The sequence below is a fragment of the Streptomyces malaysiensis subsp. malaysiensis genome, assembly GCF_040653035.1.
Taxonomy (GTDB): Bacteria; Actinomycetota; Actinomycetes; order Streptomycetales; family Streptomycetaceae; genus Streptomyces; species Streptomyces malaysiensis.
The window spans coordinates 24048-39534 of the sequence record NZ_JBEZNG010000015.1 but is presented as its reverse complement, the minus strand read 5'-3'; the positions used below and the strand labels follow the sequence as shown (position 1 = coordinate 39534).

14 protein-coding genes are annotated in these 15487 nt (G+C 73.3%); 2 read left to right on the top strand and 12 right to left on the bottom strand.

The annotated features are described in order from the left end of the window. Nucleotides 1–12: 12 nt before the first annotated feature. Both AB0E24_RS26885 and AB0E24_RS26880 read left to right on the top strand, forming a co-directional pair. The gene (locus tag AB0E24_RS26885) at nucleotides 13–1002 is read left to right on the top strand and encodes a DUF8842 C-terminal domain-containing protein (protein WP_079257124.1); all 990 of its coding nucleotides are present in this window, start codon (nucleotides 13–15) and stop codon (nucleotides 1000–1002) included. Nucleotides 1003–1169: 167 nt separating this feature from the next. Further along, nucleotides 1170–1469: a hypothetical protein gene (locus tag AB0E24_RS26880; RefSeq protein WP_079153419.1), complete on the top strand. Its 300-nt coding sequence runs from the start codon at nucleotides 1170–1172 to the stop codon at nucleotides 1467–1469. Nucleotides 1470–1602: 133 nt separating this feature from the next. On the opposite strand, the gene der is transcribed toward AB0E24_RS26880, so the two are convergent. The 12 genes from der to AB0E24_RS26820 form a co-directional block, all read right to left on the bottom strand. After that, the gene (der, locus tag AB0E24_RS26875; protein WP_069868780.1) at nucleotides 1603–3066 is read right to left on the bottom strand and encodes a ribosome biogenesis GTPase Der; all 1464 of its coding nucleotides are present in this window, start codon (nucleotides 3064–3066) and stop codon (nucleotides 1603–1605) included. A 55-nt stretch (nucleotides 3067–3121) separates the two neighbouring features. Continuing rightward, nucleotides 3122–3835: a lysophospholipid acyltransferase family protein gene (locus AB0E24_RS26870; RefSeq protein ID WP_069868778.1), complete on the bottom strand. Its 714-nt coding sequence runs from the start codon at nucleotides 3833–3835 to the stop codon at nucleotides 3122–3124. Beyond that, the gene (gene cmk, locus AB0E24_RS26865) at nucleotides 3793–4497 is read right to left on the bottom strand and encodes a (d)CMP kinase (protein ID WP_251773649.1); all 705 of its coding nucleotides are present in this window, start codon (nucleotides 4495–4497) and stop codon (nucleotides 3793–3795) included. Before cmk ends, AB0E24_RS26870 begins: the two co-directional genes overlap by 43 nt. A gap of 142 nt (nucleotides 4498–4639) precedes the next feature. Next, the gene (locus tag AB0E24_RS26860) at nucleotides 4640–5725 is read right to left on the bottom strand and encodes a prephenate dehydrogenase (protein WP_069868775.1); all 1086 of its coding nucleotides are present in this window, start codon (nucleotides 5723–5725) and stop codon (nucleotides 4640–4642) included. Then, nucleotides 5722–6084 (bottom strand): chorismate mutase, encoded by a 363-nt coding sequence (gene aroH / locus AB0E24_RS26855; protein ID WP_069868773.1) that lies wholly within the window; start codon nucleotides 6082–6084, stop codon nucleotides 5722–5724. The genes AB0E24_RS26860 and aroH overlap by 4 nt, the downstream gene beginning before the upstream one ends. A 223-nt stretch (nucleotides 6085–6307) precedes the next feature. Next, entirely contained in the window at nucleotides 6308–7462 is a 1155-nt protein-coding gene (locus AB0E24_RS26850) for a pseudouridine synthase (RefSeq protein ID WP_069868771.1), read from the bottom strand. Continuing rightward, a complete protein-coding gene (gene scpB / locus AB0E24_RS26845; protein WP_079257126.1) occupies nucleotides 7462–8142 on the bottom strand; it encodes an SMC-Scp complex subunit ScpB in 681 nt (226 codons plus the stop codon). Before scpB ends, AB0E24_RS26850 begins: the two co-directional genes overlap by 1 nt. Continuing rightward, nucleotides 8139–9632 (bottom strand): segregation and condensation protein A, encoded by a 1494-nt coding sequence (locus AB0E24_RS26840; protein ID WP_359380721.1) that lies wholly within the window; start codon nucleotides 9630–9632, stop codon nucleotides 8139–8141. The genes scpB and AB0E24_RS26840 overlap by 4 nt, the downstream gene beginning before the upstream one ends. Nucleotides 9633–9700: 68 nt before the next feature. After that, on the bottom strand, nucleotides 9701–10288 hold the full coding sequence (locus AB0E24_RS26835) for a hypothetical protein (protein WP_079153383.1): 588 nt from the start codon (nucleotides 10286–10288) through the stop codon (nucleotides 9701–9703). After that, nucleotides 10273–11289 carry a ParA family protein gene (locus AB0E24_RS26830; RefSeq protein WP_020872375.1) on the bottom strand — a complete coding sequence of 339 codons (1017 nt, stop codon included), beginning with the start codon at nucleotides 11287–11289 and terminating at the stop codon, nucleotides 10273–10275. The genes AB0E24_RS26835 and AB0E24_RS26830 overlap by 16 nt, the downstream gene beginning before the upstream one ends. 589 nt (nucleotides 11290–11878) lie before the next feature. Further along, nucleotides 11879–12994, bottom strand: coding sequence for an alanine dehydrogenase (gene ald / locus AB0E24_RS26825; RefSeq protein ID WP_359380716.1), 1116 nt, complete (start codon nucleotides 12992–12994; stop codon nucleotides 11879–11881). A gap of 197 nt (nucleotides 12995–13191) precedes the next feature. Then, a complete protein-coding gene (locus AB0E24_RS26820) occupies nucleotides 13192–15456 on the bottom strand; it encodes a tetratricopeptide repeat protein (protein WP_435865323.1) in 2265 nt (754 codons plus the stop codon). Between the last annotated feature and the right edge of the window lie 31 nt (nucleotides 15457–15487).

Genomic DNA, 15487 nt, shown 5'->3' with positions numbered 1-15487 from the left:
GAGGAGCCACCCGTGCCGCGCATGCTCGACGTCAGCGATGACGTACGTGCCGAGATCGGCGACGAAGAAGCCGACCGGCTGCTCGCCGGGGACAACGCCCCGGGCGCTTACGACTGCACGTCCTGCCGCACCCCCGGCAACACCGAGCAGGAGCGGACCAGCACCGTGCTCTTCGTGGGGCAGGAGACGGCGGTGCTGGCCTTCGCGCACGCCACCTGTGTGCCCTCCCAGGTCGTCCCGGTCTCGGAAGACCAGTTGCGCGGTGCGGTGCGGTCCATCACGGGTGAGGACAGCGCGCCGTCGGCCGCCGAGGCGCCGCACGCACCGTCCATGGCGTCGGTGCCGTCCGTACCGCACGCCTCCGCGCCCTACGACTCCATGCCGCATGCCGCGGTGTCCCACTTCCCCGGCCCGGCCGCACCGACCGGGCCGGCCCCCTCCCCCGTTCTGGCCCCATCGCCCGTGGCGCCCGCATCGCCCGGCGTCGCCTCGCACACCTCCGCGCCGTCCGGCCACGCACCGGCGGCCCAGCAGGCGGTGCTCGGGGTGACCAGCGGGGTGGTGCTGGTGGGTCAGGAGGCGTGCCCGGCGCTGGTGGTGGAGCCGACCGCGCCGATCATCCGCCCCGGTTCGGCCGGGCACGGCGATGAATTCCTCCAGCTCCTCAGCGAGCAGGGGTTCGCCCCGGTGGTCGATCTGGGCCGGCCGCCCGCGCCCAACCCCGGCTGGTCGGTGCTGCTGGCCATGGGGCAGCTGCACGCGGTGCTGATGCCGGGGCCCGGCGGCGGCCGCCCGGTGGCCTGGTGGCAGGCGCACAGCCCGATGCCGCTCAGCGAGGGCTGGCGGAGCGCCCTCGGCCGCTCCCAGCGGGTGCTGATCTACGCGGCGGCCGCGGGCACGATCGGCACCCAGCCGCGCGAGGACCAGCTGCGCGCGGCGCTGGACCGGGCCGCCGCGCGCGGCGCCCTGGTCGGCGCGTCGATGCCGCTCGCGGGCACATGACCGCCATGGCCCCCGCCGTCCCGGAGCTTCCTCCGGACCTCACCGACCCCTGGTGGGCAGCCCATTCGCCACCGATGCCGCATCCGACGGGCGGCCGGGTCGTTGGCACATACGTGCACGCATACGACCTCTCCTACCGTTCCCCCTCATACGGCTGCATTCCGGCCATGCGCCCCGCGCTGGAGGCAGCGCACGATCCCTGGCGCCACTCCGCCACGCCGATCTACGACGCGTTGTACGCGGAGTACCGCAGGCTGTTCCGGGCGCTGCCCGGTGACCGCTCGGACGAGGAGAACATGGAGTTCGTGGCGTTCGCCGCCATCGGCCAGCCCCGGGGCCTGATCAGCGGCGGCCAGGGCCGCCCGGACGGCCACAGCGGGTCCTGGCACACCGACGAGCTGTACTACCGCGGATATGTCCCCGCCCTGCCGCCCGGCCGGGGCGAGGAGCGGGGCCACACGTACTGACGTGGCGCCGCCCCGCGCGTACTGACGTGGCGCCGCCCCGCGCGTCCGGCGGGCCGGAACCGACCCGCCGCCGGCCTCCTCCGGACGGTGAGTCCGGGCCCGGTCGGCGTGAACCCTCCCGGCGCGGCCGCCGTTACCTCTTGCGGCCGCGCTTCTCGCGCACCCGCACCGAGATCTGGAGCGGTGTGCCCTCGAAGCCGAACTCCTCGCGCAGCCGCCGCTCGATGAAGCGGCGGTAGCCCGCCTCCAGGAAGCCCGAGGCGAAGAGCACGAACCTCGGCGGCCGGGTCCCGGCCTGCGTCCCGAAGAGGATCCGCGGCTGCTTCCCGCCGCGGATCGGATGCGGATGGGAGGCGACGATCTCGCCGAGGAAGGAGTTGAGCCGCCCGGTCGGCACCCGGGTCTCCCAGCCGGCCAGCGCCGTCTCGATCGCCGGGACCAGCTTCTCCATATGGCGGCCGGTGCGCGCCGAGACATTGACCCGCGGCGCCCACTGGATCTGCACCAGCTCCGTCTCGATCTCGCGCTCGAGGTAGTAGCGGCGCTCCTCGTCCAGGGTGTCCCACTTGTTGTAGGCGATGACGAGCGCGCGCCCGGCCTCGACGGCCATCGAGATGATCCGCTGGTCCTGGACGCTGATGGACTCACTGGCGTCGATCAGCACGACCGCGACCTCCGCCTTCTCCACGGCGGCCGCGGTGCGCAGCGAGGCGTAGTAGTCGGCGCCCTCCTGGAGGTGGACCCGGCGGCGGATACCGGCGGTGTCGACGAACTTCCAGGTGACGCCGCCGAGTTCGATCATCTCGTCGACCGGGTCGCGGGTGGTGCCCGCCAACTCGTTGACGACCACCCGCTCCTCGCCCGCGACCTTGTTGAGCAGCGAGGACTTGCCCACGTTCGGACGGCCGACCAGGGCGATCCGGCGCGGTCCGCCGACCGTCGCGCCGAAGGTCTGGGCCGGGGCCTCGGGCAGCGCCTCCAGGACCGCGTCGAGCATGTCGCCGGTGCCGCGGCCGTGCAGCGCGGAGACCGGGTACGGCTCGCCGAGGCCGAGCGACCACAGCATCGCGGCGTCGGCCTCGGCGCTGGGCCCGTCAACCTTGTTGGCGCACAGCACCACGGGCTTTCCGGCCCGGCGCAGCAGCTTGACCACGGCCTCGTCGGTGTCGGTGGCGCCCACCGTGGCGTCCACGACGAAGACCACCGCGTCAGCGGCCTCGATGGCGAACTCGGCCTGGGCCGCCACGGACGCGTCGAGGCCGAGCACATCCTGCTCCCAGCCGCCGGTGTCGACCACCTTGAAGCGGCGGCCGGACCATTCGGCCTCGTAGGTCACCCGGTCGCGGGTGACCCCCGGCCGGTCCTCCACGACCGCCTCCCGGCGGCCCAGGATCCGGTTCACCAGGGTGGACTTGCCGACGTTGGGACGGCCGACGACGGCCAGCACCGGCAGCGGGCCGTGCCCCGCCGCGGCCAGGTCGCCCTCGACGTCCGACAGGTCGAAGCCCTCTTGCGCGGCGAGCTCCATGAACTCCGCGTACTCGGCGTCGCCAAGCTCCCCGTGCTCGTCGCCGCCGCTGTGGATCTGGTCGTTCATGAAGATTTCCTCGTCGTCCCTCAGTACCGCGCGCCGCCCCTGGGGGCTCGCGGGTCTATGTCTGTTCCGGGCGGCCGGTGAGCCGCCTGGCGGTGCCCAGATGCGTGGCCAGCCGCTTCTGGATGCGCTCGGTGGCCTGGTCCAGAGCCGCCCGTGTCCGCCTGCCGCTGCCGTCCCCCGCCTGGAAGGGGTCGCCGAACACCACATCGATCCTGCTGCGCAGCCGGGGCAGCGGCCTGGGCCGCCCGTCGCCGTGCGGGGTGGCGGTGCCGAGCACCGCGACCGGCACGATCGGCGCGCCGGAGCGCACCGCGAAGTACGCGAGCCCCGAGCGCAGCGAGGCGAAGTCGCCGTCGCCCCGGGTGCCCTCCGGGAAGATCCCCAGCACCCCGCCGCGCTCCAGCACCCCCAGGGCCTGGCCGATCGCGGTGCGGTCGGCGCTCGTACGGTCCACCTTCAGCTGCCCGATACCGCGCAGGAACGGGTCCAGCGGACCGATGAACGCCTCCTTCTTGACCAGGAAGTGCACCGGCCGCGGCGAGGTGCCGATCAGCATCGGGCCGTCCACGTTGTGGGAGTGGTTCCCGGCGAGGATGACGGGCCCGGCGGACGGGATCCGCCATGCGCCCAGCACCCGGGGGCGCCACAGCCCGTACATCAGGCCGATGCCGATCCGCCGCGCCACAACGGCCCCGGCCGCGCTGGGAAGTGTCGCGTCGGTGGCGCTCACGCTGCCGTCCGCTTCTCCTCGACGAGGGTGACCACACATTCGATGACCTGGTCGAGGGTGAGCTCCGAGGTGTCCACCTCGACCGCGTCGTCCGCCTTGGCCAGCGGCGAGGTCTTACGGCCGGAGTCCAGGGCGTCCCGCTTGGCCAGCGCGGCCTGGGTGGCGGCCAGATCGGCGGCCTCCTTGCCCTTCAGCTCACCGCTGCGGCGGGCCGCCCGGACCTCCGGGGAGGCGGTCAGGAAGATCTTGACATCGGCGTCCGGGAGGACCGTGGTGCCGATGTCCCGGCCCTCGACCACGATGCCGCGCGGCGCCTCGGCGGCGATGGTCCGCTGGAGCTCGGTGATCACGCTCCGCACCTCGGGCACCGCGCTGACCGCGCTGACCCGCGAGGTGACCTCCTGGGTGCGGATCGGCGCGGAGACATCGGTGCCGTCCACGGTGATCGTCGGGGCGGCCGGGTCGGTGCCGGAGACGATGGTGGGCTTGCCCGCGACGTCGGCCACGGCGATGGCGTCCTCGACGTCGATGCCGTTGGTCACCATCCACCAGGTGATCGCCCGGTACTGGGCGCCGGTGTCCAGGTAGCCCAGGCCCAGCTTGGCGGCGACGGCCTTGGAGGTACTGGACTTGCCCGTGCCTGCGGGGCCGTCGATCGCGACAATCACTGCTGCCGGGGCGGTCCGGGCGGCGGTTTCCACGGTGACAGACACCTTTCGTGTGCACGGGGCTGAGCTGAACGGGCCATGTGGGCCCCGGACAAGGTTACTGGCTTCCCCCGGGCGGCTTCGCACCCCTGTGGACAGCCTCCGGGGCCGGGACGCCCGGCGGTCCGCTCCGCCGCTACTGCCGGATGGACCATCCCCGCTCCCGCAGGGCCTTGGTGAGCGCCGGGGCCGCCGAGGGCTGGACCACCAGCTGGATCAGACCGGCCTGCTGCCCGGTGGCGTGCTCGATCCGGACGTCCTCGATGTTGACCCCCGCCCGGCCCGCGTCGGCGAAGATCCGGGCCAGCTCGCCCGGCTGGTCGCCGATGAGCACCGCCACGGTCTCATAGACGGCCGAGGCGGCGCCGTGCTTGCCCGGCACCCGCTCGCGCCCGGCGTTGCCCCGGCGCAGCACGTCCTCGATGCCCGCCGCGCCGTCGCCGCGCTTGGCCTCGTCGGCGGACTGGAGCGCGCGCAGCGCCCGCACCGTCTCGTCGAGGTCGGCGGCGACGGCGGCGAGCACATCGGCGACCGGGCCGGGGTTGGCGGAGAGGATGTCGATCCACATGGCGGGGTCGGAGGCCGCGATCCGGGTGACGTCGCGGATGCCCTGCCCGCACAGCCGCACGGCCGTCTCATCGGCGTCCTGGAGCCGCGCGGCGACCATGCTGGACAGCAGGTGCGGGGTGTGCGAGACGAGCGCCACCGCCCGGTCGTGGGCCTCGTCCTCCATCACCACGGGCACGGCCCGGCACAGCGCGACGAGCTCGAGCGCCAGGTTGAGCACCTCGGTGTCGGTGCCGCCGGTGGGCGTGAGCACCCAGGGCCGTCCCTCGAAGAGGTCGGCGGTGGCGGCCAGCGGCCCGGAGCGCTCCCGGCCCGCCATCGGATGGGTGCCGATGTAGCGCGTCAGCTCGCAGCCGAGGGCCTCCAGCTCGCGGCGCGGACCGCCCTTGACGCTCGCCACGTCCAGGACGCCGCGCGCCAGGCCGCGGCGCAGCACATCGGCCACCGTGCCGGCCACGTACGCGGGCGGCACGGCGACGACGGCCAGGTCCACGGGCCCCTCGGGCTCGGCCTGTGTCCCGGCGCCGAGCGCCTCGGCGGTGCGGGCCTGGCTCGCGTCATGGTCGGCGAGGTGCACCTGGACGCCACGGCCGGCCAGGGCCAGCGCGGCGGAGGTGCCGATCAGGCCGGTGCCGATGACGAGGGCGGTTCTCATTGGGCGATGTCCTTGCGGAGGGAGGCGGCGGCGCCGAGGTAGACATGGGCGACGTCGGACTTGGGCAGGGCGGTCTCGACATGCGCCAGGATGCGGACGACGCGGGGCATGGCCCCCTCGATGTCCAGCTCCTGGGCGCAGATCAGCGGTACGTCGGCGATGCCCAGCTTGCGGGCGGCGACCGCGGGGAAGTCGCTGTGCAGATCGGGGGTGGCCGTGAACCACACGCTGATCAGGTCGTCGGGGTCCAGGGCGTTGCGCTCCAGGATGGCGGTCAGCAGCGCGGAGACCTGCTCATGCATGTGCTCCGGCTCGTCCCGGTCCAGCTGGACGGCCCCACGAACCGCTCGTACCGTCACGTCTCGCTCCCCTGTGCGCGCTGTGCCTGTCGTGCCTCGGGCGCGGCGTGTCGTTCGGCCGCACTCCCGATCAGCGTAACGAGCGGGTCGGACAGGCTCCCGGCGCGACCGCTGGGCGAGACGCCCGACGGTCCGCGGAGGACGCCGGGCCCCTGACGACGCCGGGGATCGCGGCCGGGGCCGTCAGCGGGCCCCGGGCCTCGGCGTCAGCGGCGACCGGGCCTCAGAGGTCGACCTCGCGCATCAGCATGCCGACCTCGGTGTTGGTCAGCCGGCGCAGCCAGCCGGACTTCTGGTCGCCGAGTGCGATCGGGCCGAAGGCCGTCCGCACCAGCTTGTCGACCGGGAAACCGGCCTCGGCGAGCATCCGCCGCACGATGTGCTTACGGCCCTCGTGCAGGCTCACCTCGACCAGGTAGTTCTTGCCGGTGTTCTGCACCACGCGGAAGTGGTCGGCGCGGGCGTAGCCGTCCTCCAGCTGGATACCGCTCTTGAGCTGCTTGCCCAGGTCGCGCGGGAGCGGGCCCTGGATGGCGGCGAGATAGGTCTTCTGCACGCCGTAGCGGGGGTGGGTGAGGCGGTGGGCCAGCTCACCGTGGTTGGTGAGCAGGATGATGCCCTCGGTCTCGGTGTCCAGCCGGCCGACGTGGAAGAGCCGGGTCTCGCGGTTGGTCACATAGTCGCCCAGGCACTGGCGGCCGTCGGGGTCCTCCATGGTGGAGACGACACCGGCGGGCTTGTTCAGCGCGAAGAAGAGGTACGACTGGGTGGCCACGGTCAGCCCGTCGACCTTGATCTCGTCCTTCTCCGGGTCGACGCGCATCCCCTGCTCGGTCACGATCTTGCCGTTGACCTCGACCCGGGCCTGGTCGATCAGGTCCTCACAGGCCCGGCGGGAACCCATACCGGCGCGGGCGAGCACCTTCTGGAGCCGCTCGCCCTCCTGCTCGCCGAAGGTCTTCGGCAGCTTGACCCGCGGCTTGTCGTGGCGGGCACGGTTGCGCTCCTCTATCTGCGCCTCGTACTCGCGCGGACGGGCCGGGCCCGGCTTGCGGCCACGGCCGCCACCGGCCTTGGGGCCGCCCGCGCTGGGGCCGCCCGTCCTGGGACCGCCGCCCTGGGAGCCTCCCCTGGGGCCGCCGCCCTGGGAGCCCGCCTTAGGACCTCCCTTGGGACCCGCCTTGGGGCCGCCTCCCTTGGGACCCGCTTTGGGGCCCGCCTTCGGACCCGCCTTGGGGCCGTCGCCCACGTCGTAGCGGCGCTCTTCGGGGCGGGGGCGGCCGGCGCGCTGCTGCTGCTCGTCGCGCCTGTTCCCCGCGCCCCGGTAGTTCTTGCCGCCGCTACCGCTGCCCCTGCTGTTCCTGCCGCTGCTTCGCATCAAGTTTCCGTCTGAGAGTGGCCGCTGCCGGCTCGGTGTTCTACGTCGTCATGCGCGTCATCGCCGTCGATGGCGTCCGGATCGAACGACGGCACGCCCTCCTGGGACTCGCCCTCGACCGCGTCCGCCTCGGGGAGGAACGGCGCGAGCTCCGGGAGCTCGTCCAGCCCCCGCAGGCCCATCCGCTCCAGGAAGTAGTTCGTCGTCCTGTACAGGATCGCACCTGTTTCGGGTTCCGTGCCCGCCTCCTCGACCAGGCCCCGCTGGAGGAGGGTCCGCATCACGCCATCGCAGTTGACGCCGCGGACGGCCGAGACACGGGAACGGCTGACCGGCTGACGGTACGCGACCACCGCCAGGGTTTCCAAAGCGGCCTGGGTGAGCCGGGCCTGCTGACCGTCCAGGACGAACCCCTCGACGGCGGCGGCGTAGGCCGGGCGCGTGTAGTAGCGCCAGCCGCCCGCGACCAGCCGCAGCTCGAAGCCGCGGCCCTGCGTCGCGTACTCGTCGGCCAGCTCGCGCAGCGCGTCCGCGACGGCGCGGCGCGGCCGCGCCAGCACCTTGGCCAGGTGTTCCTCGGTGGCGGGCTCGTCGACGACCATGAGGACGGCCTCCAGGGCGGGCTTGAGGTCCAGCTCGGCGACCTCGGAGAGCCCGGCGGGTGTCCGCTGCTCGGTCAACTCGGTACCTCCTCCTTCTCCTTCTGCGGCGCGGCAGTCTCCTTGGGAGCCTTGGTCTCCTGGTCGAACTCGTCGGTGACCAGCGGCTCCTGCCCCGCCTCGCCCGTCCAGCGGACCGTGAGCGCCCCGAGCGCCTCCGGCTGGTCGAGGAGTACCGCGCGCTCGCGGTAGAGCTCCAGGAGTGCCAGGAAGCGCGCGACGACCGTAAGGACGTCGGCGGCGTCCTCGGTGAGCGTGGCGAAGGTGGCCTCCCCCAGCTCCCGCAGCCGCGCGACCACCACCTCGGCCTGCTCCCGGACGCTGACCAGCGGGGTGTGGATGTGGTCGACGTAGACCTGCGGCTTGGGCTTGGGCTGCATCGCCTTGACGGCCAGCTTGGCGAAGCCCTCGGGGCCGATGCTGATGACGACGTCGGGGAGCAGCTCGGCGTGGTGCGGCTCCAGGCCGACGGTACGGGGGTGGCGGGCCGCCTCGGCCACCAGCCGGTCGTTGAAGATGTCCGCGACCCGCTTGTACGCGCGGTACTGGAGCAGCCGGGCGAAGAGCAGGTCGCGGGCCTCCAGCAGCGCCAGATCCGCCTCGTCCTCGACCTCGGCGGCGGGCAGCAACCGGGCCGCCTTGAGGTCCAGCAGAGTCGCGGCGACGACGAGGAACTCGGTCGTCTGGTCCAGGTCCCAGTCCGGCCCCATGGCGCGGATATGGGCCATGAACTCGTCGGTGACCTTGGAGAGGGCGACCTCGGTGACGTCCAGCTTGTGCTTGGAGATCAGCTGGAGGAGGAGGTCGAAGGGCCCCTCGAAGTTGTCCAGCCGCACGGTGAACCGATGGCCACCGTCATCGTCTTGGGTCTCGCCCGGGGGCTCGCCTCGGGCCTGCCCGCCCTGGTCGCCGCCGTCTCCCACTTCCCCGGCCCCGGCGCCGTCACCCGCCTCCTCGGTCCCGTCGCCCGCGTCCTTCTCGCCCCCTGCCGCCTCGCCGCCGTGCCCGCCCGCGGTGGGCGCCACATCGAGGTCGGCCCGTGCGTGCACCGGCTCCGGCTCGACCCCCGTCGCCTCAGGCACCGTCGCCTCAGGCACCGTCGGCTCGACCGCCGTCCGCTCAGGGACCATCTGCTCGGGCTCGGCGACCGCCTCAGGCTCGGCGACCGGCTCAGGCTCGGCGACCGGCTCAGGCTCGGCGACCGCCTCAGGCTCAGCAACCGGCTCAGGCGCGGCAACCGGCTCCGGAGGGGCCTCTGGCGCCGCTGGGGCATCGTCCTGCGGCTCCCCGGCCGCCGGGGGCGGGGCGGCGGGCTCGGGCGGCGGAGCGGGGCTCTGGGGGGCCGTCTGCGGGGCCGGGGCGTCCGGGGCGGGGTGCTGTGCGTCGTGGTGCTGTGAAGGGGGCGCGGTGGGACGGTCAGGGCCCGCGGTGGGGGGCGCCGTGCCGGGGCCCCGGCCGAGGCTGCGGCGAGGGGGTCGGGGCGGCGGGGCGGGAGCGTCGTTCGTCGGCATCGCGGTCCAGGGTGCTCAGGGCCGGGCGGGGCAGCCCGTACGACCGGGCAGGCTATCGCCCAGCCCGGTCAACGGCCGCGGAGGCGGCGCACCAGGATGCTCGCGTCGCCGCGCGACTCGAGATCGGCGAGGACGACCGCGACCGCCTCGCGGACGATCCGGCCGCGGTCGACGGCGAGCCCGTGCTCGCCGCGGAGCACCAGTCGCGCGTGCTCCAGGTCCATCAGCTCCTCGGCGGAGACATAGACCGTGATCTTCTCGTCATGGCGCTCGCGCCCGCTGGGCCGGCGGTTCGCCGCACGGGCGCGGCGGCGGGCCTGGCCGCTCTGCTCGGCCGCCGCGGCCGAACCGCTCTGGGCCTGGCGGCCCTTGGGCCGGTCCCCGGCCGCAGGGCGCCGCTCGCCGACCGCGTCCTGGGGGGCCGCCGTCTCCCGTCCGGTGTGTTCGCCGGAGCCCGACTGTTCGCCGTCCGCGCGCCGCTCCTGCCCGTCGCGTGGCTCGCCGCCCGCCTCGGGCTCGGCGGCGGGCGGGGGCACCCGTGGGCCCTCGCCGTTCGCCTGGCGGCGCCCGGAGGCGGGTGAGGAGGACTGGAGCGCCATCCCTCCCGTGGTGCGGAACAGTTCGTCGGCTCCCGGCAGACTCACTCGGCGTGACACCGGGCGAGCACCTCCCTGGCAAGCTGACGATAGGCGGCGGCACCGACGGAGTTGGACGCGTACGTGGTGATCGGCTCGCCCGCGACCGTGGTCTCGGGGAAGCGGACCGTACGGCCGATGACCGTGTGGTAGACGTGATCGTCGAACGCCTCGACCACGCGGGCCAGGACCTCACGGCTGTGCACGGTGCGTGAGTCGTACATCGTCGCGAGGATGCCGTCGAGCTCCAGGTCGGGGTTGAGCCGCTCCTGGACCTTCTCGATCGTCTCCGTGAGCAACGCCACACCGCGCAGCGCGAAGAACTCGCACTCCAGCGGCACGATCACCTTGTGCGCCGCGGTGAGCGCGTTGACGGTGAGCAGACCGAGCGAGGGCTGACAGTCGATGACGATGTAGTCGTAGTCGGCCATCAGCGGCTTGAGCGCGCGCTGAAGGGTCGACTCCCGGGCGACCTCGCTCACCAGCTGCACCTCGGCGGCCGACAAGTCGATATTGCTGGGCAGCAGGTCCATATTGGGCACGGCCGTCTTCAGCAGCACCTCGTCGGCGGACATGCCCCGCTCCATGAGCAGGTTGTAGACGGTGAGGTCGAGCTCCATGGGGTTGACCCCGAGGCCGACCGACAGGGCGCCCTGCGGGTCGAAGTCGACGAGCAGGACCCGGCGGCCGTATTCGGCCAGGGCCGCGCCCAGGTTGATGGTGGAGGTGGTCTTGCCGACCCCGCCCTTCTGGTTGCACATCGCGATGATCTTCGCAGGACCGTGATCGGTCAGCGGCCCCGGAATCGGGAAGTACGGCAACGGGCGCCCGGTGGGGCCGATGCGCTCGCGGCGCTGCCGGGCAGCGTCGGGCGCGAGCGTGGCCGCGTATTCGGGGTCTGGCTCGTACTCCGCGTCCGGGTCGTAGAAGTGCCCGTCGGGGAGGTCGTCGTAGTCGGCGAAGCGGGCGGGATCCGTGCCCCCCTGGTCGCCGGCCATGGCGTTCACGTGATGGCCGTCCATGCTGTGGCTCTGGTGGGCTGTCGTCGGGCTCTGGTGGGTTGCGAAGGTACGGACAGCGACGGAGCCGACAGCCTCGAGCCCCGAGGGACCCTGGCCCCGCGCAGCCGATCCTGGTTGACCACCCCCGGGAGAAAATGTCGACTCATTCACAAGTCGTCCTACCTCCTTGGTGACCAGGAAATTTCTCTATAGGTCAGCGTGACACCATGCCGACGGTTGGCGACTCTATGGCGTGTCACCGGTCCGCAGCAACACAATCCACCGGACACGGCACGATGTGTCGGCAATCGAACACCCCAATGTCAAGGGCGTGTGAACGGTGCCGCGGAGATTTCACCACCGCATAAAGCGTCTGAATAGTTGCATTTAGGGCGAGTTGGCCGAGCCATGGCCGGCCTTCGATACGGGACACAGCGGACACGCCTTCGGCCGGGCCTCGCCCATCGACAAGACCCGGCCGGATGCCCGTTGTTGACATGTGGTTGACGGTTCGGGTTGACCGAACGGCAACGGGAGTTCACCGGCCCCGGCGGCCGGAGCCGGGTGCGCTCCGCGCGTCGTACGGGGGCCGGTGAACTCCCGGTGTTCTTCAGCCGATCAGCGAGCCCAGCTCGACGGCCGGCAGTTCGTGCGCCTCGGCCACCGGGCCGTAGACGACCTGGCCCTCATGGGTGTTGAGCCCCTTGGCCAGCGCGGCGTCCCGGCGCAGCGCGTCCCGCCAGCCGCGGTTGGCCAGCTCCACGATGTACGGAAGCGTGGCGTTGGTGAGCGCGTAGGTGGAGGTGTTCGGCACCGCGCCGGGCATGTTGGCCACGCAGTAGAAGACCGAGTTGTGCACCTCGAAGGTCGGTTCGGCGTGGGTGGTGGGCCGGGAGTCCTCGAAGCAGCCGCCCTGGTCGATCGCGATGTCGACAAGGACACTTCCCGGCTTCATCCGGGACACCAGCTCATTGGTGACCAGCTTGGGCGCCTTGGCGCCCGGGATGAGCACCGCGCCGATGACCAGGTCGGCGTCGAGGACGGCCTTCTCCAGTTCAAAGGCGTTGGAGGCGATGGTCCGCACGCGGTTGCCGAAGATCCGGTCGGCCTCGCGCAGCTTGTTGATGTCCTTGTCGAGCAGGGTGACGTGGAAGCCCATGCCGATGGCGATCTGGGCGGCGTTCCACCCGGAGACGCCACCGCCGATGACGACGGCCCGCGCGGCGGCCACACCCGGCACCCCGCCGGGCAGCACACCGCGGCCGCCGGCCGAGCGCATCAGGTGGTACGCGCCGACCTGCGGCGCGATCCGGCCCGCGACCTCGGACATCGGGGCGAGCAGCGGCAGGGCGCGGTTGGCGCTCTCGACGGTCTCATAGGCGATGGCGGTGGTGCCGGACTCCAGGAGCGCGTCGGTGCAGGCCCGGGAGGCGGCCAGATGCAGATAGGTGAAGAGCGTCTGGCCCTTGCGCAGCCGGTGGTACTCCTCCGCGATGGGCTCCTTGACCTTCAGCAGCAGGTCGGCGGCGGACCACACCTCGTCGGCGGTGCCGAGAACGCGCGCACCGGCGGCGATGTACTCCTCGTCGGCGATGGAGGAGCCGAGGCCCGCGCTCCGCTCGACGACGACCTCATGGCCGCCACGGACCAGCTCATGCACACCGGCGGGGGTGATGGCCACCCGGAACTCGTTGTTCTTGACCTCGCGGGGGATACCGACCTTCACGTCGACCACGGTCCTTGAATGGGGGAAAAGGAACATATCGCCATAGCCGGCCACTGCTCGATACACCATCGACCATAGACAGGCAAACCGGAACGCGTCCGCATGCCGGAGACGACCGCAACAATCGCGGTACAGCCAGTCTAATGAAGGACCTCGCACTGTCTAGCCTTGCAATGCACCAATCTTTTGGAGCACCACTACTGATTTCGTAGGTCGGCTGGGTTTCTCTCGTCACTCTGAGATGACGAACCCGTGTCCTCCGCCCCGTCCGCCTCGATCCTGCGGGCGGTGCGGCGCAGCGACCGGGCCACCGCGGGATCCCCGCCGAGCCGGTCCAAGGCGTCCGCCACATGCAGCGCCAGATCGGCGTGCAGCCGGGTGTCACCGCAGGTCCGGGCGGCCGCGGCGACCTCCGCCCAGGTGCGCAGCGCCTCCTTCGGCCGCCCCGCGCGCTCCTGGGCCTCCGCGGTGCCGCCGAGCGCCCGTGCGTACCCCGGCCGGTCCCCGGCGCGGCGGCAGGCGGCCGATGCGGCACGCCAGTCGCGCAGCGCCTCGCCCCACTTCCCCGCGTAGCCGTGGACGGTGCCGAGCCGTGCGTACAGCCGGGCGGCCGCGGGCAGATCGCGGCGGCTCAGCCGCAGCTCCAGGGCGCGTCCGTACCAGTCGGCCGCCCGGTGCCAGTCCTCCAGCTCCTCGTATGTGCCGCCGATCGACTCCAGCGCGCGGCCGGTCGTATACGGATCGCCCGAGGCGCGGGCCGCCTCCAGGGCGCTCTTGTAGCGGGCGAGGGCCTTGTCCACCCGGCCCGCCCCGCCGTCCAGATCCCCGAGGTTCAGCAGCGCGGCCGCCCGCTCCACCGGCAGGTCGCGGCGCCGGGCCACGTCCAGCACCAGCTGATGCAGCCCGTACAGCTCCACCGCGGCACCCGCGGCGCCCCGGTGGGCGGTCAGGGCGTGGGTCAGCGCGGCCACCAACCGCCGTGCCAGGGTGTCGAGTCGGCCGGTCTCCACGGCCAGCCGGGCGGCCTCGATCAGCGTGGGCAGCCGCTCCTCCAGCCAGCCGGCCGCCTCCGCCGACGACGAAAACCGCAGCGGCTTCGGCATCCCGGCCAGCTTCTTACGGCCCGGCGAACCGGCGGGGTCGGCGGCCAGCCGGCACGCGTGCAGCTGCCGTACGGTCCGCTCCAGCATCCGCGCCCGCGCCAGCTCCACCTCCGCCGGGCGCTCCTCGGCCGCCAGCCGGTCCCGCAGCAGCGGATAGAGGCAGCCGGGCACCTGGTAGCGCCCCGGTCCGCGCGGGCGCAGCATCCCGTACGCGGCGAAGCCCTCCAGCGCCGCCTCGCCGTCGGCCACCGAGCACCCGGCCAGCGCGGAGGCGATCTGGGCGTCGGCCGAGCCGCCGGGCACCAGCACCAGCAGCCGCAGCATCCGGGCGACGGCGGACGGCAGCGCGGCGAAGGCCAGCCGGAAGGCGCGGGTCAGGGGGCGGGCGCCGTGGTCGAGGTCGCCCTCGTCCGGCGGCAGTTCGCGCAGCCGGGCCAGGGCGTCGGCGACCGACGCCTGGGGGCAGGCGGCGAGCCAGCCGCCGACCAGGACGAGCGCGGCGGGCTGCCCCGCGCACTCCTCGACCAGGGACTGCGCGGCCACCGGGTCGCAGGTGATCCGGGTGGGGCCGGTGTACTGCGCCAGCAGCCCGACCGCCGCGCTCACATCCAGCCCGCCCACCGTGCACGGCCGCACATCCGGCACCCCGGTCAGCGGGCCGCGCGAGACGGCGACCACCAGACAGCCGGGCTCATCGGGCAGCAGCGCGTCCACCTGCTCGGCCCCGGCCACGTCGTCGAGCAGCAGCAGCACCCGCTTGCCGTCGAGCGCCGCGCGCAGCGCCTCGCTCAGATCGTCCTCGTCCGCGCCGGGCGGGGCGGTCACACCGAGCCGTCCGAGCAGCTCGCGGGCGGTGCGCTCGGTGGGAACGGGGTCTCCGGCGGAGGTCGTCAGCCGGGCTCCGAGCACTCCGTCGGGATAGTCGTCGGCGAGCCGCCTGGCGAGCTCCTCGGCCAGCGCCGTACGGCCCCAGCCGGGGCGGCCCGCGATCAGCAGCACCCGGCTGCGGGCGGCCTTGCGGCCGGCGAGGGTGTCCAGGCCCGCGCGCTCGATATCGGCCCGCAGCGCGAGCAGCTCCCGCCGCCGCCCGGCGAACCCCCGCCCCACGGAGGCCGCCGCCGCGAACAGCACGGCCCGGGTCGCCCCGCTCCACACCCCGCCGTCCTGAGCGTCCGCGCGCCCGGTTCCGGCACTCGCGGCGCGGCGCTGCCGGGGCGGGGTGTCGGAGGAGACCGTCGGATCGTCCTGGGACGGACGGCCGGAAGCGGGCGAAGCGGGCGAAGCGGGCGCGGCGGACGACGGCTGCCGCTCTTGGGGGGCCGCCGGCCCCCCATCGGTGTCGACCGCCTGCTCAGCCACGGGCCCACTCCCGTCCACCTGCGCGTACGAG

What these genes read in the sequence shown, in the direction of transcription:
- AB0E24_RS26870 (WP_069868778.1), bottom strand. Translation starts at nt 3,835, where the DNA reads ATGTGTGGTCACCCTCGTCGAGGAGAAGCGGACGGCAGCGTGAGCGCC.
- AB0E24_RS26880 (WP_079153419.1), top strand. Translation starts at nt 1,170, where the DNA reads ATGCGCCCCGCGCTGGAGGCAGCGCACGATCCCTGGCGCCACTCCGCC.
- AB0E24_RS26860 (WP_069868775.1), bottom strand. Translation starts at nt 5,725, where the DNA reads ATGAGAACCGCCCTCGTCATCGGCACCGGCCTGATCGGCACCTCCGCC.
- AB0E24_RS26830 (WP_020872375.1), bottom strand. Translation starts at nt 11,289, where the DNA reads ATGGACGGCCATCACGTGAACGCCATGGCCGGCGACCAGGGGGGCACG.
- AB0E24_RS26840 (WP_359380721.1), bottom strand. Translation starts at nt 9,632, where the DNA reads ATGCCGACGAACGACGCTCCCGCCCCGCCGCCCCGACCCCCTCGCCGC.
- AB0E24_RS26850 (WP_069868771.1), bottom strand. Translation starts at nt 7,462, where the DNA reads ATGCGAAGCAGCGGCAGGAACAGCAGGGGCAGCGGTAGCGGCGGCAAG.
- der (WP_069868780.1), bottom strand. Translation starts at nt 3,066, where the DNA reads ATGAACGACCAGATCCACAGCGGCGGCGACGAGCACGGGGAGCTTGGC.